This is a genomic window from Pseudomonas idahonensis (assembly GCF_037903935.1).
Classification (GTDB): Bacteria; Pseudomonadota; Gammaproteobacteria; order Pseudomonadales; family Pseudomonadaceae; genus Aquipseudomonas; species Aquipseudomonas danubii.
The window spans coordinates 3,931,894-3,949,489 of record NZ_CP149586.1 but is presented as its reverse complement, the minus strand read 5'-3'; the positions used below and the strand labels follow the sequence as shown (position 1 = coordinate 3,949,489).

Sequence of the window (17,596 nt, the reverse complement as noted above, 5' to 3'; positions counted from 1 at the left end):
GTAATGGATGCAGTTTACGCGCTCCAGCCTTTAGCCGCGGGCCGGATAGCCGGAGGATCAGAGGCGCAGCATGGGCAAAGGTTTCCAGGGGCGGATCAGCAGTTGCTTGAAAGACAGCTGAGCCAGGCGCAGATGAAAGCCTGCATCAGGAAAGGCTGAAAATACCCGGCGGCGATCGTCTCGCGAGAGGCCGAAACTCAACATTCCCAGCGACACATCTATCCAGTCGGCTCGGCGAAAACTTTCCACCAGGCTGCCTGGGTGTGGGGCGGCGGTGATCTTGTGGTGCTGTTCGATCATTGCCAGCACTTCGGCTTTCCACTCGGACCTGTCTATTTCATCCAGGTGGTTTTCAGCCAGGCGCAGCGATGGCGGTAGGTAGTCGAACGTCTTGGCGGTCCAGATGCCCAGGTCGTGGAAGGCGCCGGCTATGGCCAGTTTCTGCAACTGCTGGGCATCGGCATTGATGAGCAGGTTGCAGAAGTTGATGACCCGGTACACATGGTTGCGATAGCCAGTGAAGTCCTTGCCCAACTCTTGGCGATAGCGTTCCAGCAATTGATCCAGCGGTTCCAATCGTGTCAGCAACATTGCTTTTCCCTTGCAGGACTGGCGCTGGGGCCGGTCATTGATATCCGGGCAGTGGCTCATTGGGTTGCAGAGGTGCTGGCGCGTGCTCTTTCAACCATGGCCACGATGGTGGCGCAGAGTTCTTCCTGGGCTTGTGCGGGAGTGATTTCTCCCAGCGCCGCCGCGTGGGAAACCGCTTCGGCCGCACCCAGCATGGCGCGCAGCCCGGCCCTTGCGATCACGGCTCCGGCGGCGAAGGGTTCCAGAGCATGACGGCATTTCTCAAGGAATATTGCCTGGTAGTCGCGCTTGATGATCTCAAGCTCCGGCGAACTGGCCAGGGCGGCAATCACCCCAGGGATTTCGCGGCCCTGCAACAACACGCAGTCGACGTAGGACGTGGCAATGACCGCTGCGCGGGCGGCAAGGGTCGGTTCGCTGGTTTGCAGGGCCTGTTCCATCAGCAGCGTCTGGCGCTGGTCGAAGTCCTGATACAGCGCCGCCAGGAGCACCGCTCGAGTGCCGAAATGGTCGTAGACCACCGGCTTGGTGACGCCGGCCTGTTCCGCCAGATATCCCAGGGTCAGCGCCTCGGTGCCGTGCTCACGGACAATCTGCCAGGCTACGGCCATCAGTTGTTGCAGGCGTTGCTCCCGCGACAGGCGCCGTCGCGGCGATGAAGTGGAATCGGTTTTCTGACTGCTTGACATGGCTATATACCAAAAGTAACTTATCGGCAGTAACTTACTAAAAGTATATAAAGCTCAATCCCCCAGCGCAATCCGTCCGCAGGAGTACTCGCCATGCATGCACTTATTGTTGTCGCCCATCATGATCCCAAGTCTCTCACCCATAGCCTTGCGGCGCAGATTGCCGAGGGGGTGGGGCGCGGTTCCGGGCATTCATTCGAGATTGCCGATCTCTGGGCTGAAGGGTTCGAACCACGCTTCGGTGCTGCCGATATTGCTGTGCATCGTACCCAGGTGCTTCCTCCCGCCGATGTGCTCGCCGAACAGGCACGGATCGACCGCGCCGATGCTCTGGTGCTGGTCTATCCGGTTTATTGGTGGTCCATGCCGGCGCTGCTCAAGGGCTGGATTGATCGCGTGTTCTCCAATGGCTGGGCCTTCGATTTTCGCGCGGACGCCAAGCTGGAGAAGAAGCTAGGGCGTCTGAGCGTGCACCTGATAGGCGTTGCCGGGGCTGACGTTGGCACTTATGAGCGACATGGTTATCTCGGCGCGATGCAGACCCAGATCGACCATGGAATCTTCGACTACTGCGGCGCCAGGGTGCTGACCTCACAACTGATGTTTGACTCGGAGAGCGGCGATGTGGCGCCTTGCCTGGAGCGGGCACGAGCGCTAGGGCAGGCACTGTTCAGTACCAGCGCAGTCGTCGAGTCGGCGTGAGAAGGGAGCTGGAACCGTTTTCAACGCAGCATCACCGAGTATCAAGGCTATTCGTACAAAGCCTAGCCCCAGCAACACCAGGCAAAGGTGGACAGGCACAGCATCAGGGGCAGAGCGTCGAGAAAGTCATTCATACCCACACATTCCATTCAGGCAAGTGCCGGCAATTTAAGGTGAGCAACGTTGTCTGTCTGTTGCGATTCTGTGAATTTTCAGCGCATTTTCGTTTAACGGTGGACGGGCTTTCGCACTGCGGTGATGGGCAATTCAGGCGCATCATCTTGGCGCCTAAAAAGGTGCGAGAAGGCGTGACATGAAACTCAAATACTCAAAAAAAGTGTGGATATTTAATGACTTAGGTGATTTTATTTGCGTTTTTTTCTTCAAAATATCTTGTTACAGAATGTACTGTTCCGTTACTATAGCCCCGCGTTCACCTACCACGGTTTATGCATTTTTAGCCCCAAGTGTCCATCAGCTACTTGGGCTTTTTTTTGCCTGAAATTTGTCTCCGCCGCCTTTCTCGACGCACCCTTCCTACGCAAGCTTCAGAAGCCGGCCCGGCATCGCGGGCGACAATCCCGCAATTCAGTGCTCCAGGATGTGCAGTCCTTCTTCCGTCTGTGGAAGCTCGAAGTAACGGCAGATCAGCTCGAATTGTTCCTTGCTGGTACTAAAGGGGTGATCTCCCAGGCTGTTACGTTCCCGCAGTCTTGTCAGGCAGACATCCTCATCGACATTCAACAGGTGCAGTCGATGCTCGACCTGTGCTTGATCTGCCAAGGCTCGCAACCAGGCGCGTTGGGCCAAAGTATTGGCGGGGAAGTCCAGCACGACATTGTTGCCACCACGCAACAGACTGATCAGCAAAGGCTCCAGTGCGTTTTTCAGGCGCTGGGCATGCAGCGCATAGTCAGCAACTGAATGAATAAGGCCCGGATACAACTGCGCCAGCCATTGGTCCTCACAGATCAACACGCTGCCGGGTGCCTGGGCCAGTCGCTTGGCTAGTGTGGATTTACCCGAGGCGATCTTGCCGCACAGCAGGTGTAGAACAGCAGGGGATGAGTGGCTCATGCTTGTCTCCTGGGGATTTTCGCTTCAGAAGACGGGTGATAAAACCCGCCTCTGAGGCGGGTTGATTAGGGGTTGAACGACCGCTAGCCCACCTTGCTGGTGCAGGCGGTCATAATCGCGGCGGGGCGGGACTGAAGATTCAGGTTCATAGGCTTGAAACTTACACAACTGACGGAAAAAAGCACAGCGCAGAATAACGCTGGAGAAGCAGGTAGGCCCAGGCGATCAGAGCGTGGCCTGGCGCAGAAACTGCGCAGTAGAACTGAGAGGTAGTTAGCATTTGTTGTGTGTTTTTTCGATACAAAGGATCAGGTGCTGACCTATTCTGAATGGGAAAAATCCACAAAATTCCACACAGGCGATAAGCCATGCTCTCCACCAGCGAGCTTTGTCACATCTTGGAGTCCGGCTTTCTCCCGCTTTCCTGCGTCTGCAGCGTGCATCCCAGCGGCTCCCTGACGATCAAGATCTACGATGCCGATTCAGGCCGGGTGGATTTATTGTTAACCGGAGTCTCGACTGCCGAACTCACCAGTGTGCGCGACATCTCCAACCTGATCGGCGAGTTGCGTACTGAGCTGCGGGCAGGGCGCAGAGGCTTTGCCGGTGGTTTTACCAACTACGCTGGTTAACATCCCCCGGTTGTCATTGGTGACAGTTGAACATGTCATTCTGAACGCATAGTTTTGTGGCGTTCGCCCGGTATCTATGACTCTTTACCGGTTCATGGATGGCGAGGTCATGTGTACTGGGCGAACTCCGTTGGCTATCGATGTGCTTATTTCCAGCCCAGAGTCTGTAGTATCCCATTGCAGCGTCAGTATCTGGTCAATGAACCGGGACGCGGCATGCCATGACTTTTGACTCTTCGATCTGTCCTTGCGGATTGACTCGATATCAAGGAAGACCTCCATGAACATAGGCAATACGCCTCCCGCCAATTACACCTACGCACAACTGTCAAAGGTGCTGGAAAACAACCGCACAGTGACCCAGGTCAAGGGCCCCGAGGCGCCAGTGGAACAGGCGTTTTCGACTCACCTGGAAACCGAGTTGGCCGCCCCCCAGGACGACCCGCTTAAACTCAAACTATCGTTGAATTTTCTGGCTGGAGCTTGAGACCTGCCAAGGGCCCGCTTCGCGCTGAACGCATTGCATGGTTTGACTGGCGCCCCTCTCGAATGAGCCTATGGCTGGTGATAAGTCTTTATAAATCAGTTGGTTGGATAAATTCTCCGTGTTAGTCTTGGCGCCGCTTAACAAGTCGACGCGATGTTTGGTGACCCTATCCAGGATGATCAGACCGCCGCTGTAGGCTGCTGATTTACTGTGTTTTTTTACACAGAGCTCAGAGTGAAGGGAGAGGTTTTTTTGCCTGCTTCGACCTTGCTTCACAAGGACTGGATGTATATATTCCACACCCTGCTTTAAGCACTGGCCGGCCTGATGCCGATTGACTGTTCCAGTGCCGCGTGATCGCGCTACCGCCCGAATGGCGAAACTGGTAGACGCATGGGACTTAAAATCCCCCGCTCGTAAGGGCGTGCCGGTTCGATTCCGGCTTCGGGCACCATCTAAAATCAAGGGTTTACGGGCTATAGCCAGTGTAAATGCCTGTATCTTTCCGGTCCGCAATTAATCCAATGGTCCGCAATTCACTTTGTCGGTGAGACCTTCTTGCCTTTGCGGTTGCGGATGTACTGCTCGGTCATTACTACGGTGGTATGCCCAAGTTGATCTTTGGCCTGCATGATATCGCCGCTCGATTCCGCCTTGTCTGTGCCAGCCTTGGCGCGCAAATCACGCATCTGGAAGTCGGCTTTCTCAACTCCTGCGGCCTCTCTGGCCATATCAAACCTCCTTCGTAACATCGCCGCCGTCATCGGGGTACCATCTTCTGTCACGATCAGCCGCGTCGAGCGGACTTTGTGTCCGGACTTCCGGGCCTTGATTCGATCAATTAAAACCTTCAGCTCACCCGTTACTTCGATACGCCGCTTGGCCTTGGTTTTGCCCTGGAGCACCCAGATCTGGCAGTCGCGCACGTCTCGCTCATCCATGAGACGTGTGTCTGTCACTCGTTGACCGGTCAAGTAGGCTAAATCCATCGCATCGCGCAGCCCGGCGTCGGCCTTGTCGTGCACGCGCTTGAACAGCTCGTCCTCGACATAGGTGTCTCGGCCGGTCTCTTTGTTGCCCTTAATTCCGGAGCATGGGTTGGCCAGCGATGTGTAGCCCTTGTCCCTGGCGTAATTCCAGATGGCGCTCAATAGAGCTTTTTCCCGGTTTGCACGGACCGGTGCGGATTTTCGCCAAGTCAGATACTGGCGGACATGGAGCGGTTCAATAGTTTCTAGGGGAGCCGGTGGGTCGTCGAAGAACGCCATTAGGTTTTTCAGCTCGCGCAGGTTGTCCTTTTGGGTGTTTTCCGCCTTATCGGGCACCACTTCGACCATGTATTTCTCGGCCACGTAGCGAAACGTTACTACCTTGGCGACCAGGTCTACCGCGGTACGGTCGCGCTCCAGTTTCGCGTATTCCATGATTGCCAAACCGTAGTCGCTCCCCAGCGCTATCTCTTTGCGGTCCTTTCCTCCGGTGTCGTAGTAATAGTAGATGCGGCCGCTTTTCTTTTTGCGCTCACGCAGCCGGGCAATGGAGCCCGGCTTGGTTGGTCTTCTTCCCATCTCAACTGGCCTTTCTTGGCGTCCAAACAGGTTTTTCGGGCTCGAATGATCCGACGGCAGTAATGGCTTGTGTCGTAACTGCCGGCCAGCCGTTGCGCTTGATCGAGTGCCGGATTCCGTTCTTCTTCAGGTTCAGGATTTGTCCTGCTTTTGTCCGCGCGCCGGTCAGCTCGCAAACCTCTTCGTGCGATAAAAATTTTATGTTCATGAGCGATCCACGCCGCGATGCGGCAGAGGGTGGGTTAGGGCTTGGCGGGGAACCATTCGGTGTCGTATTCGAACTGGGTAACCAGCTCCGGGGTCAGGCTCGGCAGCTGGCGCTCGAAAACCAGATAGCCGAACGGCTTTTTGATCCAGTCCGGTGCGGCCTTCATGAATTCGCCTTTGTAGATCCGCAGCAGGTGATCAACTGCTTTCTCGAAGTCCTCCTCGCGGTAATTCCCCTCGCAGAGGGTGCCATTGCTTACCCGCCACACGGTGCGCTTTGGCTGGGCCTCGGCAGCCTTGATCTTCTCGGCCATTTGGTCACGGGCGTAGCGCATCTGGTCCAGGGTTAGGGTGGCGACCCAGGCATCGGTCCCGATGCTCTGGGTATGGCCGTATTCGCATTTGATTTCGGGCATAGGAATTCCTCGCCCGCCATCGCCGGCAGGCTTTCCGATTGTTGAGTGGGGTGTTTAGAGTTGTTGCAGGATTCGCTGGCCGATCCAGCGGACGACGGTGACTGCCTTGCTGTTACCGATCGCCTTGTAGCGTGGGCCGTCTGGGCACTCGCTGGCAGGCTCGCCGCGCCAGGGGATAAGGGTGTAGTCGTCGGGCATGCCTTGGAGGCGTTCGCACTCAAGGGGAGTTAGGCGTCGAACCTGAGCGGGGGTCAGCAGTGCCGGTGGTGGACTACATGCGTCAAGGGATGCTGTGTACTCCTCGTACCATTTTCCTGCGCCGAGTGCCGCGGTGTGGTGCAGTTTTGTCGAGTAGGCCAGTACAGCGTTCTCCTGGCCGCTATTGCGGCCCAAGGTATGAGCCTGGTTGATGCTGACGCAAGGATCTTGTGTGCCGTGCACAACCAGGTGGCTATGACCGTGATTCGCGTCCTGGCCTGAGCAGCCCTGTAGGCGTCCATAGCTGGCGTCTAGAGTTGCGGCAACACACGGCACATCGTCGTAGCTGTAACCGCCATTCTTGCGGGCGCCGCCGGCCAACGTCGGTGCGACAAAGAAGGTTTCACTTTCGATATCGAGCCGGCTGTCCTTGGCGGTGAGCGTTGCAGCGCGCTCGATTGAGCCGCTCAGGCTGTGGCCGCCGAACGCTGGTATCCCGCCGAACATCCCGACCGCCGGCCCTTCGTCCCCCTCGCAGTTGGGGCAGCCAAACACACCTAGGGATTCGGCGAAGACGTATCCGCATCCACACTGGAGTGCAGGGCCGAAAGGAGCTGTTCCGGTAACGTCTTGCCCCTCGCCTCGGCGCGGCGCAGTATCCCGGCGCACGCCTTCGCGCTCAAAAAGTACCTCGGTGGGATCGAACCCGTCTCGAGCACTTGCGACAACGAACACACGACGGCGTCGTTGGGCCAGGCCGAAATATTGGGCGTCCAGGACCCGCCACGCGATTGTTCTTTTGGGTCCATACACACAACCAGCGTCCTGCCATTTCTTCCCTGGAGGCTGCAGCTCGCAGTCTTCCCCAGCAAGCGCGCCAAGAAAGCATCCGAAGGCGTTCCCTTTGTCACTGAGGACGCCGGGGACGTTCTCCCAGACGACGATTGAGGCGGCCTTTCGCTGGCCGGCTCGAACATAGTCAACTGCATCTGCAAGCTCCACGTATTTGATGGTGAGGGCGCCGCGGGGATCGGTGAGGCCTTCGCGCATGCCGGCTACCGAGAAGGCCTGGCACGGGGTGCCGCCGACCAGAACGTCCGGCGCCGGAATCTTGCCGGCCAGCACCAGGGCTGCCAGCTTTGTCATGTCGCCGTGGTTCGGCATGTCGGGGTAGTGGTGGGCCAGGACCGCCGAGGGGAACGGCTCAATCTCCGCGAACCAGGCTGCGCGCATGCCCAGCGGGTGCCACGCTTGTGTTGCAGACTCAATTCCGGAGCAGACCGATCCGTAAGTTATGGGCATGCTGGTTCCTCGCCGGTATAGTAAATGGAGTTTCTTATAGGGATATATCGATGTCAGTTGAATTAGATGCCAAGAGCGGAAAACTACCTCTTTTTGCAAGGCCTGAGATACAAGAAGTAGCTTCTGTTGTTCTTAATAAGATTGAGGGTGAGCTGACCAGTAGGGGTAGTGGGGAGCGCACGGCAATCGATTTTATGAAGCGCTTTGTGTTTCTGGCGTTGCGCGATTTTCAAGTTAGGTCGGAGGAATATGACCGGGAGTGCCAATATAATAAGTCTGTATTTCACAGTAGGTTTATTGACTTTCTTCTAAACTACGATGGTGGCGATAGTAAGCTTGCCTCACTTTTTTGTGTTTGCTATCGCTTCGTGTGTGAGTTTGAAGTTGTATCGCCCACGGATCTTTCGGGTTCGGTTTCCAGTGCGAAGATGAATTTAGTTGGAGTGGACTTCGAGGAATATCAGGAAGCTAAAGAGCAATATCTTTGGGCGAACAGTCAAATGCTGGTGCAAATTCTTCGGCGTTTTTTTAATAATCCAGATGTCAGAGGTTTTTCCAGCTTTAGCGAGAATATTAAAGTCGCTAAATCTGAAATAGAACGTTTTGACGCCGCGTATATTAAAAAAGTCGAAAGGATTTCCGAGCTTGAACAACGTCTCCAACGGAGTGAGCAGGGATACAATTTCGCTAACCTGAATGAGGGGTTCTCTAGGCTGAAAATCTCTAAAATAAGAGAGAAAAATGTCACTTTGATATTGTTATGGTTTTCGGGTTTGGCATTGTTAAGTGGCCCGTTGTTTAAAATATTTGGGTTGCTACCCGAGCGTTTGGGCGAGTATGCTCTTGTGGTTGATTTCTTGGTGATATTAGGTTTTGAATTGCTTTTGATATATTACTTTAGGATTTTTCTTCACAATTTCAGGTCGTTAAAGCTTCAAATATTGCAAGTAGATCTCCGTATGACCTTGTGTAGTTTTATCGAGTCTTATTCAGATTTTGCGGTAAAAACTCGCAAGGATGATAAAGAGGTATTGCTAAAATTTGAGCAAATAATTTTCAGTGAAGTATCTTCCGGTGATACTGCAATTCCTTCTGTCTTCGATGGGATAGAGCATGTGAGCTCTGTTTTTGGGAAAATAAAAGCGAAATAATTCAGGAAGAAATCTTCAAAAAATCAGAATGCCAATCGCTCATACGGTTGTGTAGGGCCATAAGGTGAGTGGTCTTCTGAAGCTTTGAAGGTAGGGGCGATAAAGGTATTACGGGTGACCGGCATGGAGCCGGGTTAAGGAGAAATATTTATGGAAATTCTTCGACAGGGCGCGAATAGAAAGACCGGCTGGGCGCTAATCAGGGCAAAGAAGCCGCCATTGGTATCTGTGGAGTCAGATCCCAAGAAAGGGACAAGGGTGACCCTAAGCCTTAAACGAACCTCCGATCCTGATCGAGACGGCGAGTACGATCATGAAGTTCATCTAACTCTATCGGATGTAGCGGCGGTGATTGATGCACTGGCGAGGCTTGGTCTTTCCAAATTTGGCGCGGAGGTCTCAAGCGAGCTTTCTGGCTCGGTTCGCTCGCTACACCGTTTAGCAGCTGCTGCCAGCGGCATACAGGTTCTTTCTGATTCTCCGAAGAAATGAAGCCGCCTGTCTCTGCGCACTTGCTCATGGATTATCTCCAGTCAGGCGCCGCCCTCCGTAGTCGTATCCGGTGGCGCGAAGTGAGTTTGTGGGCTATTGGTTGATAGTCCGGCATGGAGCCGGAATTTAGGAGAAGCTGATGGGCGTAGAAGAAATGCGGGATGATGAGTTCAAACCGACCTGTCCGAAGTGTTCCGGCATTGAATTTGTGGCCGTTTCTAACCGCTATGTTGCAAGGACTTCAGAAGCAATTAGCATGGTCGTCTGCGCAGATTTAAAGTGCCAGACCGTGGTCGGTGTTCTACCTAAGGCAGAAGTATTCCCAGATTAACCATGGTTATCGCTCTTACCTGGGCAAACTCCTTTAGGTGAGGGCGGGTCAGGCGCGTCGGACTTTGAAGTGCAGCATCGCCTTGATGCTGTGGCAGTAGTCCTGAAGCAGCTCCCAGGCTTTGTACTTGGCCTGTCCTCTGGTAGCTGCCCACACTCTGACCAAGTCTTCTCGGGCGTTTCGACTCCAACTGAGATCATCCCAGTCATGGTTGAACGGCAGGACCAGCCACTCTTTGAGCGGGAGCGTTTCGGCCATCTCGCCGTACTGCATTTCCCAGGTTGGATGGTAGTTCCTTATGCGCTTCTCCAGGTCGCTGTCGAGGATGACGCCGATGTAGTGGCCGCGGTCGGCCATGATCACGCCGGGCTCACCGTTGGCGATCACTCGACGCCTGATTTCGGCCGGCACACCGTAATGGCGGCGAACGTAGTCGCAGCTGTAGTTGCTCATGGCTTTCTCCATGCATGCGCCGCCCTCCGTTACCGATGGTGGCGTGATTTGTGTTTGTGGGCTATTGCTTCATGGCCCGGCATAAAGCCGGATCAAGGAGACTGAGATGAATGGAGACCGACCTGTAGGCGAATTCGTGAGACTGAAAAATGGTAAGCAGGCTCATGTTTGTTATTCGTGGGCTGACGGCCCAAAAAACGAGGTGATTCGAGCTGTTGTTTTGGTTGATGAAGGGGGCGCTTTTTCAACGATTGCAGGCCATGTTCAGGGCCCTGTAAGTCAGGATGACGCTAATTCACAGGGAATAATCGTCGCAAATGCCTGGTATGACCGACAAAACGGGTAGGTGCCGCCCTCCGTAGCCGTATGCGACAGGTGGTAGGCTTGAGTTTTATCAGTCGGAGTAAGCTATCAATACCGTTCAGCTGAAAGGTATTCGCTATGATCCCTAGAACCCAAAGCAACAATGCAAAGATGGCCAGGGCGATGAGCTTGTCCGATTCGAGGCCCTGGTCAGAAAGTGATGCAGGTAGGTTCGTAGTTGCCATCGTTGCTAAGGCAGACAATTCCGGATACTTGCTCCACATTCATCAAGATATGCAGGGTAGCCAACGACTTAAGCCCGATAGGCTTGGCTACAAGTGGATAGTCGAAACAGGGCCAATCGACTTTGATGAGTAGGATTCAAGCCTCCTCGGCATCGAGTCGTGATGCTTTCCGTTGTCCAGCGGCCTGAATCATCCGCGCCACGTTTTCGCTAACATTTATTTTGTGGCGCGGACTTTCGATTGCCTGGTAGGAAAGAGTCGGACCCAGGGCGTGAGCATTCAGGATCAGGTTCTGGATTGCCTCGCTGATTTCTTCAATATCATTCCAGGCCATCAACTCTTCAAGCTTCTTCCGGGTGCCCAGTCGCAGCCTGTGCCGCAGCTCCTTCTCGTCGTACTCGATCCGCTTCTCGGCGGTTTTCGCCGATCGCTCTTTTCCACTCTTGGCCATGGCCTACCTCTTCAATTCCGCTGGCCGGTATCGTCGACCAGGTTTGACGTTTGCGCTGTTGCGGGCGGTGGCTGAAGCGCCTCAAGCTCGCTTCTCCCAGCGCTTCGGAAAGTTGAAGTCGTAGTCGAGCACCAGGCGGTTCAGTAGGGTGTCAGAGATCCCGACCTTCCTGCAGGCAGCGATACGTGACACTCCAGCGTCCCGCAGGGACGCCAGGCGCTCGATGAGCTTCAAATCCCGCTCCCTATCAACGACCTTGCTCTTGAACGTGAAGCCACCTTCATGGGAGGCCCGACGCATGGCTGATTCCGACTTCCCGGTGGCGGCCATGGCCTGGTCGATGGTCATGGTCTTGGCGAGCTCTCGGATCGTGTCGACGTAGGCCTTGCGTTGGGCGAACTGGTCTTCGTAGGTTCGCTTGGGCTGCGGGCGGGTGGCGCGTTTGCCATTCTGGCCACCCAGGTCCTTGCGTGGCCGGCGAGGCAGGAACCTGAAAGACTCCAGCACCTGGACCTTGTTGCCGGACATGAAGAAGGCAGCCTTAGCTGCCTCCAGTTCTGCCTGGCGCTCGGAGCAGACCAGGATGAAGTTGTTGCTCATGGTTACCTCACTTGATGCGAATCGAGCTCTCGCCGCGCTCCAGGTGGGCCCAGCTTGGTTCTTCCAGAAGTTCGGCTTCCGCGTCCTCGCCGGCGGCCATTCGCTTGCGCACCGCCTCGTTGTGATCGCGGATTTCCTTGAGCCGGACGGCGATGGTTTTCTTGTCCGGGGTGATCACGCTCTTCAACGACACGAACTCGTCAGGCACGGCCTTCTCGTCATCGACGATCACCTTCTCTGGCGAAAGGGCGAGGGTGATAGTGAACAGCGGGCGCTTGATCGACTTGATATCCGCGGCCTCCATGTTCCGGCGCAGGTAGTCGCTGATCTGGTCGACGGTGTTCTTCTTGATGCGCTTGAGCTCGTTCAGGCGGTCGACTTCCTTATCGATGGCGTCGATGTCCCCCTCGATATTCCGGCGCAGCATGACGATGCTGTCGGCCTTCACTTCGAACTCGCCCTTGATGCCGTCCATGGTGTCCTGAATGGCCTGACGCAGCCCTTCATCATCGGTATCTGCCAGGGCGGCGAGTTCGGCCATTTGGCCAGTCAGTGCGTAGAGCTGGGTCATGCTGCACCTTCCATAGAGTCTTCAAGGTCCGCTTTGCGGGCGTCCTTGGCACGGGTGAATTTGAGTTTGTGGGCTTCGCGCTCTGGATCGTTTTGACGAAGGTCCAGCTTGCGCATGGCCGACTTGTAGAGCTGCTGCAGCTCGTTGAGCGACTGCGCGGTACCAATCAGATGGAGCGTCTCAGCCAGCCATTCGCGGTACTCGGCGGCCAGTCGCTCCTTCGCTTCGATCTTGTCTTCGGCGCGCTCGATCTCGGCTTCACCCAGGCGCTCGTTGACGTAGTGAATATCGTCGTAGAGACCCAGGCGAACGTCGGCGGAGAAGCCAAGCTGGCTCAGGCATTTGCCTATCGCATCGGTAAGGGACTTCTTCGGCGCGTCGAAGTCGGTACTGATACCGAAGCGGTTCTGTGTGATGAAGGGCGTGTGCCCGTAGTGCGTGATCGTCTTGCGTTCACCGTCGTCGCCCAGGTACCACAGGGCGACTTTCAGGGTGTGCACCTGGGCGTGTGCCAGCACTACTCCTTCCTTGTTCAGCAGTGGGCCACCGATGTCGAAGCGCTCCTCGATCACGTCATAACCCCAGCCGGTACCGCATGGGCCGAACTTTTCCGTGGCGCGCTTGGCCAGGTACTGGGCATTCACCGCGGTACCCGTGAAACCACCGGGGCCGGTGTATTCCTTGGTGAACTTGGGGTCGGTCTTTTCGACTTCTTCCCAAAGGGCGAGGTTAGGTATAGGCATGACTATCTCCCGCCGCGCAGGTGCGCAGCTTTGAAAGATGTGGGTTATTGGGGGAAGTGATCGGCGAGGGTGCTGATCAGCATTGCGGCGGTGCAGAGGGCGAGGGCAGGGAAGGAGCTACGCCAGAAGAGAATTGCGATCACGACTCGACCAGCGAGAGCAGGCGCTCGCCCAGGATGATCTTGGCGTTGACCTGCTCCTTCTTGATGCCGGTTGCCTGGGCCACCTCGGAAAGGGACAGGCCTTCTCGACGGAGTTTCGCGCAGCGGATCGCCAGCTGCTGACCACGCTTGTGTGCGCCGGCGCCGCTCATTGCCGCTGCTCCAGCTGGGCCACGCGATAGCGAAGAACCTGCAGCACCCGGCCGCGATAACCTGGCTCCGCGTACTGTTCAACTGGCGGCCCGAAGAAGCCCCGGCGCTCAGCCAGGCTGTACGCATCGCGCAGGTTGTGTGCGGTGATGTCTTCCAACTGCTCATCAATGAGCGACTTGACTGGGGAAGTGGTCATTCTGCCTCCTTGCGCCGGTGACAGGCTTCCATCAGGCGCTTGCAGTAGTGGGTGAATTCGTCAGTGGTGATTGCCCCGTCAGTGAACAGGCGGGTGATCAGGCCCTGTACCAGGACATCGATGTCGGACTGGCTGTTGGGATCGGCAACGCCTTCGAGGGCTTGGTCGATGAGGATGTGAGGGCTCAAAATCCGCACTCCTGCTCTAAGCGTGCCTGCTCCTGCTCGAAGGCTACGGCTGCCTCTGCGTGGGGCTTCAATAGCTCGAGCGCGATGTCCTTCAAGGCTGACTTCTTACCAAGCAGGTACACCGCCAGATCCATCAGGAGCCCCGAGCTGCGAAAGCCCATGGCATTGATCACCAACTGGCCGAAGGCGTCTTGCTGATCCTCACCGTCGATCTGGCGCTGGTTCAGATGGTCCTGCACCGCCCTTGCAAAGTCGGCCTGGGTGACCTCGCCGCGCTCTGAAGGTTGGTAGCCCCAAGAGATCCGGTAACCCATCAGCAGGCGCTCGGCGTTTGCCTCAAGCCATTCCGATTCGGCCAGGTCGTCATCGCTCACCGGTGGCGGCATACGGTTGTCGTATTCGAGCTGTGCCTTGCGTAGTGCTGACATGATTGCCTCCAGAGTGGCGGGTGCTGGTCCAACAAAACTCGGCTGCACTCATCCGCTCCGCTGGTTGCCGATGGGCGCGTAGGGGAGTGCATGCGAGTGGTGTCGGAGGGGAGTCGAAGGGCGGTGTTCTGTTAAAGTAAGTCGCTGAAAAGGCGACCATTTAAGGTTGTGCAAAGGGAGAGCAAAGGTTGCGAGCGATTTGGAGTTGCCTGAAAAAAATCTGGATCTTCTTGAGGGCAGTTCCGGGAAAGCTGATTGAGCTACTGCTGATGATTACCGGGATTCCATGGCTGTCAGGTCAATCTAGTAAGTGGTTTGCTCGAAGGAAGAGGTTCATGCTCGCGGCGATATGCGCGAACCTTCTGTTTCTGGTTTTTATGGGGCTCTCCATTTGGGGGATAACAGCACACTGGAGTGACTGGCAAATGCTCCAATTTGTTAGCGCCTTCTTGTCTCTTGCCTATATGTTGTTGCTATTCACTGATGCGGTTCAAAAATCGTACAAAGGCTTTAAAGAGCCAAAAGTGATCAGCGACACCTCGCCAAATGACGGTTCGAGCGGCTGACCAAGCAGGGTAATGCGCCCGGTCCTGCGACTGGCGTCAGACCAGGGTTGTTGCGTCAGCGATGTTGGCCAGTTACCCGCCGCTGATTGCAGGGCTGGCCGATCTTCGTCGGTGTGGGCTTCGAGCTTCCTCCCCGTGGCGTCAAACAGCATCTGTTCGCCACGGATCACAGGTCCTTGCAACATGCACGCTACAGCTCTGAATGCCCGGCTGAGTGGGGCAGGGTGCATGAGGTCCGGCGTCCCCAGCCGAGGCTGTCGGGGGCGCTAAATTTTGAATCCGTTTCGCGCCTCCTACCGGGTCATTCGCCAGTTCGGTCAACACCTCGTCCGCCGTCGCAGTTCTGCGCGTTGGTAGCCTTTCGGGGCTATCGGATCGCCGGTCGCCAGTAGTGGCAGCGCGATTTTGTTCACCTGACTTTCTCTCGCCCCACAGGTGTGGCCGGGGCTGACCTCCCAGCGAAACGCCGGGTAATCGTTAATGGCGCATGTTGTTAAAGAGCGGCGCGGCTTTCGCTGCTGGGCCGGTGTTGCGTTGGCTTGGGAATAAATATAGGCAAACCCATATTAAGTGTCAACGGGTATTCCCATATTGTTGCGTCTACCCGTATTAATGGGCGAAAAAAAGCCCGCGCTAGGCGGGCTCTGATAGGTCGGCGGGTCAGTCAATGATCGGTGGGTACTTGCCGCTCACCGAGTCTCTGTAGACGATATCGCCAAAGAACTTGTAGCTTTCATGGAGCTTGGCCAGCGCCTCGCGAGCCTCGCTTTTTGATTCGTAAGGTCCGGCTCCCCATTGGCCCTCTACCATGTTGACCAACGGCAGGCCCAGGGACCGGACAGCCTCGTGAAACCGATCAACGTCTTCGGGCTTGCAGGGGATGGAGGCCACCCAGCCATTTCTGAGTCTTGGGGCTGCAACTGGCTCAACATCAGCCCCGCAGTGCCTGCACTTGATCGCGGCATTCTTGATGGCTTCCGCGCAAGCGGGGCAGGGGCGGGTATCAGTTGCAGTGGTTGCTGACTGGGCAGAGCCTTTACCACCGAGCAGCACCATAAGCAGGCCGGCGAGGGCGATCATCCCGCCAACGATGGTGTGTAACTGACGGTCAGCCATAAGCCCCAAGTTGTTCACTCTGCCGCCAGATCCAGTAGCGACAGATACGTCCATGCTCAGTGCGAACACAGCCCAGCAAATACCCACCACCAGGGCAAGCGTCCCAATTCCTTTCATTGGACTACTCCTCAAATAGATCTGGAATTTTACCACCCACTACACCCGGCCTCCATTGACGAGGCCTATTTGGTTGTTGGCTGATCGAATTGATGACAGGGCAGGGGCGAATAACAGTCTGGATTACAGCCTCAAACGCTGGGTAGCGTTGACGCGCCACCTGGAAGACGGTGCTGTGCCCATCGACAACAACCAGATCGAGAACTTGATCCGGCCATGGGCGCTTGGACGGTCGAACTGGTTGTTTGCCGGGTCGCAGCGTAGCGGCAAGCGGGCGGCGGCAATCATGAGCCTGATCCAGTCGGCGCGTATGAATGGTCATGATCCGTATGCGTATTTGAAGGGCGTGCTGGCTCGTCTACCGATGCAGCGGGCAAGTGAGATTACGGAGTTGCTGCCGCAAAACTGGCAGCAGCCCACATCACGCTATGGGTAGAGAGCACCTCAGAGTTTCAAGATCTTGTGTAGGTATATTGAAGCTTTGCAAAAACAGCATGTTACCGTTTGAAAGCTGCCATTCGTAGAAGTCTGAAAAGTCTCCTATGGCCAGTGCTCTGACTACTTTTGCAACGAAGCCGTGTGCTACAAGCAAAACAGTTTTGGAGGGATATTTCGATTCCAGCTCAGCTAAACCGTCTCGCACTCGTTTCACAACGTCAGAGATCGACTCACCATCGGTCGGCCCAGCATCCCAAAGTCGAGTGATGTTCTGCGACCAGAGTTGCGGATAGCGCTTCTTGGCATCGCCTTGGGTCAACCCCTCGAAAACGCCGACATCCCGCTCTCTGAAGCAGTCCATTATTTCAGGCGAGAGCTTGAGGCGTTCGTTCAGAATACTCGCGGTTTGTACCGCCCTGATGCGTGGAGAAACGACAAGTACATCAAGGCTTGCGGGCAATTGCTCGCAAAGCGTTTGAGCTTGCTGGCGGCCCAGCGCGGTAAGTTCTGGATCAAGAGATCCAAGGTATCGATGTTCGGCATTAGCCCAGGTTTCACCATGCCGCACGATGTATAAATGCATGAAATCCGTCTCAGCGAAATATAAGAGATAGATTGTACCTTTCCATCGCCAGTGAACGCATCAAGACCGGGTTTTGAGACAGGTGTATTCCCCAGACGCTTACGAATAACAAGGACTTTGGGCAAGAAACAAAAAGTCGCTGTCGGAATTAGAGCGTTGCAGGCGAACACATAGACTGGATTGAGGTATTTGAACTAGCTGACGCAAAGAGGTTGGCTGCGTAAGTTCTTGTCGCTTTTATGTAAGGTAAATGTTTTTTTACAATTGGACCTTGGTATAGGTTCATCTTTTCGGAAAAATCCGGATGAGTGGTAGGTTGCTCGAATATCCGACAATGCTGACATTATGTAATCTCGCCGTCCTTCAGCACCGTGCGACTTGAGGGCTTAGGGGTGGAGGACAAGGAACAGAATCTGGTCATTCTCGACTGGGCGGGGAGGT

25 protein-coding genes, 1 tRNA gene and 1 pseudogene are annotated in these 17,596 nt (G+C 55.6%); 8 read left to right on the top strand and 19 right to left on the bottom strand.

Annotated elements, in window-relative coordinates; translation table 11 throughout:
- Nucleotides 1-57: 57 nt before the first annotated feature.
- A complete protein-coding gene (locus tag WIN67_RS17950; protein ID WP_213665389.1) occupies nt 58-591 on the bottom strand; it encodes a hypothetical protein in 534 nt (177 codons plus the stop codon).
- Between the two features lie 56 nt (nt 592-647).
- Nucleotides 648-1,280, bottom strand: a complete 633-nt coding sequence (locus WIN67_RS17945) for a TetR/AcrR family transcriptional regulator (RefSeq protein ID WP_102882579.1) — start codon at nt 1,278-1,280, stop codon at nt 648-650.
- A 93-nt stretch (nt 1,281-1,373) separates the two neighbouring features.
- Between WIN67_RS17945 and WIN67_RS17940 the strand changes: the two genes are divergently transcribed.
- On the top strand, nt 1,374-1,982 hold the full coding sequence (locus WIN67_RS17940; protein WP_213665387.1) for an NAD(P)H-dependent oxidoreductase: 609 nt from the start codon (nt 1,374-1,376) through the stop codon (nt 1,980-1,982).
- Nucleotides 1,983-2,570: 588 nt separating this feature from the next.
- On the opposite strand, the gene WIN67_RS17935 is transcribed toward WIN67_RS17940, so the two are convergent.
- A complete protein-coding gene (locus tag WIN67_RS17935) occupies nt 2,571-3,059 on the bottom strand; it encodes an AAA family ATPase (protein WP_110596569.1) in 489 nt (162 codons plus the stop codon).
- A 368-nt stretch (nt 3,060-3,427) separates the two neighbouring features.
- On the opposite strand from WIN67_RS17935, the gene WIN67_RS17930 reads away from it, so the two are divergent.
- The 3 genes from WIN67_RS17930 (at nt 3,428) to WIN67_RS17920 (ending at nt 4,632) form a co-directional block, all read left to right on the top strand.
- Complete coding sequence (locus tag WIN67_RS17930) at nt 3,428-3,691, top strand: DUF1652 domain-containing protein (RefSeq protein ID WP_102863157.1); 264 nt, start codon at nt 3,428-3,430, stop codon at nt 3,689-3,691.
- 280 nt (nt 3,692-3,971) lie between these two features.
- Nucleotides 3,972-4,178, top strand: a complete 207-nt coding sequence (locus WIN67_RS17925; RefSeq protein WP_339069704.1) for a hypothetical protein — start codon at nt 3,972-3,974, stop codon at nt 4,176-4,178.
- A 367-nt stretch (nt 4,179-4,545) separates the two neighbouring features.
- A tRNA-Leu gene (locus tag WIN67_RS17920) sits at nt 4,546-4,632 on the top strand.
- Between the two features lie 82 nt (nt 4,633-4,714).
- On the opposite strand, the gene WIN67_RS17915 is transcribed toward WIN67_RS17920, so the two are convergent.
- Genes WIN67_RS17915 through WIN67_RS17900 form a run of 4 tightly spaced genes read right to left on the bottom strand, consistent with a single transcriptional unit; the run spans nt 4,715 to nt 7,869 of the window.
- Nucleotides 4,715-5,746, bottom strand: a complete 1,032-nt coding sequence (locus WIN67_RS17915) for a tyrosine-type recombinase/integrase (RefSeq protein ID WP_339069702.1) — start codon at nt 5,744-5,746, stop codon at nt 4,715-4,717.
- Nucleotide 5,747: 1 nt separating this feature from the next.
- Complete coding sequence (locus WIN67_RS17910) at nt 5,748-5,954, bottom strand: DUF4224 domain-containing protein (RefSeq protein ID WP_102863160.1); 207 nt, start codon at nt 5,952-5,954, stop codon at nt 5,748-5,750.
- Nucleotides 5,955-5,988: 34 nt separating this feature from the next.
- Nucleotides 5,989-6,369 (bottom strand): hypothetical protein, encoded by a 381-nt coding sequence (locus tag WIN67_RS17905; protein ID WP_339069698.1) that lies wholly within the window; start codon nt 6,367-6,369, stop codon nt 5,989-5,991.
- Between the two features lie 54 nt (nt 6,370-6,423).
- On the bottom strand, nt 6,424-7,869 hold the full coding sequence (locus WIN67_RS17900) for a DNA cytosine methyltransferase (protein WP_339069696.1): 1,446 nt from the start codon (nt 7,867-7,869) through the stop codon (nt 6,424-6,426).
- Nucleotides 7,870-7,919: 50 nt separating this feature from the next.
- On the opposite strand from WIN67_RS17900, the gene WIN67_RS17895 reads away from it, so the two are divergent.
- The 3 genes from WIN67_RS17895 to WIN67_RS17885 all read left to right on the top strand — a co-directional run bounded on the left by WIN67_RS17895 (nt 7,920) and on the right by WIN67_RS17885 (nt 9,843).
- Nucleotides 7,920-9,020 carry a hypothetical protein gene (locus WIN67_RS17895; RefSeq protein ID WP_339069694.1) on the top strand — a complete coding sequence of 367 codons (1,101 nt, stop codon included), beginning with the start codon at nt 7,920-7,922 and terminating at the stop codon, nt 9,018-9,020.
- Between the two features lie 150 nt (nt 9,021-9,170).
- Entirely contained in the window at nt 9,171-9,512 is a 342-nt protein-coding gene (locus tag WIN67_RS17890) for a hypothetical protein (protein WP_339069693.1), read from the top strand.
- A gap of 139 nt (nt 9,513-9,651) precedes the next feature.
- Complete coding sequence (locus WIN67_RS17885) at nt 9,652-9,843, top strand: hypothetical protein (RefSeq protein WP_339069691.1); 192 nt, start codon at nt 9,652-9,654, stop codon at nt 9,841-9,843.
- Between the two features lie 48 nt (nt 9,844-9,891).
- Here WIN67_RS17885 and WIN67_RS17880 read toward each other — a convergent pair whose 3' ends face one another.
- From WIN67_RS17880 to WIN67_RS17830, 11 genes are all read right to left on the bottom strand, one after another.
- Nucleotides 9,892-10,296, bottom strand: a complete 405-nt coding sequence (locus tag WIN67_RS17880; RefSeq protein ID WP_339069689.1) for a hypothetical protein — start codon at nt 10,294-10,296, stop codon at nt 9,892-9,894.
- Between the two features lie 684 nt (nt 10,297-10,980).
- Nucleotides 10,981-11,295, bottom strand: a complete 315-nt coding sequence (locus WIN67_RS17875; protein ID WP_339069688.1) for a hypothetical protein — start codon at nt 11,293-11,295, stop codon at nt 10,981-10,983.
- An 81-nt stretch (nt 11,296-11,376) separates the two neighbouring features.
- A complete protein-coding gene (locus WIN67_RS17870) occupies nt 11,377-11,895 on the bottom strand; it encodes a hypothetical protein (RefSeq protein ID WP_339069686.1) in 519 nt (172 codons plus the stop codon).
- Between the two features lie 7 nt (nt 11,896-11,902).
- Nucleotides 11,903-12,466, bottom strand: coding sequence for a siphovirus Gp157 family protein (locus tag WIN67_RS17865; RefSeq protein WP_339069684.1), 564 nt, complete (start codon nt 12,464-12,466; stop codon nt 11,903-11,905).
- Entirely contained in the window at nt 12,463-13,209 is a 747-nt protein-coding gene (locus WIN67_RS17860) for a hypothetical protein (RefSeq protein ID WP_339069682.1), read from the bottom strand. Before WIN67_RS17860 ends, WIN67_RS17865 begins: the two co-directional genes overlap by 4 nt.
- 139 nt (nt 13,210-13,348) lie before the next feature.
- Nucleotides 13,349-13,522 carry a hypothetical protein gene (locus WIN67_RS17855; RefSeq protein WP_296410089.1) on the bottom strand — a complete coding sequence of 58 codons (174 nt, stop codon included), beginning with the start codon at nt 13,520-13,522 and terminating at the stop codon, nt 13,349-13,351.
- Nucleotides 13,519-13,719, bottom strand: coding sequence for a hypothetical protein (locus WIN67_RS17850; RefSeq protein ID WP_103326140.1), 201 nt, complete (start codon nt 13,717-13,719; stop codon nt 13,519-13,521). The genes WIN67_RS17855 and WIN67_RS17850 overlap by 4 nt, the downstream gene beginning before the upstream one ends.
- Entirely contained in the window at nt 13,716-13,907 is a 192-nt protein-coding gene (locus WIN67_RS17845) for a hypothetical protein (RefSeq protein ID WP_041118603.1), read from the bottom strand. Before WIN67_RS17845 ends, WIN67_RS17850 begins: the two co-directional genes overlap by 4 nt.
- Complete coding sequence (locus WIN67_RS17840) at nt 13,904-14,335, bottom strand: hypothetical protein (RefSeq protein ID WP_339069676.1); 432 nt, start codon at nt 14,333-14,335, stop codon at nt 13,904-13,906. Before WIN67_RS17840 ends, WIN67_RS17845 begins: the two co-directional genes overlap by 4 nt.
- A 490-nt stretch (nt 14,336-14,825) precedes the next feature.
- On the bottom strand, nt 14,826-15,086 hold the full coding sequence (locus WIN67_RS17835; protein WP_339069674.1) for a hypothetical protein: 261 nt from the start codon (nt 15,084-15,086) through the stop codon (nt 14,826-14,828).
- 475 nt (nt 15,087-15,561) lie between these two features.
- Nucleotides 15,562-16,134 carry a hypothetical protein gene (locus WIN67_RS17830; RefSeq protein WP_339069672.1) on the bottom strand — a complete coding sequence of 191 codons (573 nt, stop codon included), beginning with the start codon at nt 16,132-16,134 and terminating at the stop codon, nt 15,562-15,564.
- Between the two features lie 70 nt (nt 16,135-16,204).
- Here WIN67_RS17830 and WIN67_RS17825 point away from each other — a divergent pair.
- Nucleotides 16,205-16,570, top strand: a pseudogene (locus tag WIN67_RS17825) (IS66 family transposase); the annotation flags it as partial.
- Here WIN67_RS17825 and WIN67_RS17820 read toward each other — a convergent pair.
- Complete coding sequence (locus tag WIN67_RS17820; RefSeq protein ID WP_339069670.1) at nt 16,556-17,155, bottom strand: histidine phosphatase family protein; 600 nt, start codon at nt 17,153-17,155, stop codon at nt 16,556-16,558. The pseudogene WIN67_RS17825 and the gene WIN67_RS17820 overlap by 15 nt on opposite strands.
- Between the last annotated feature and the right edge of the window lie 441 nt (nt 17,156-17,596).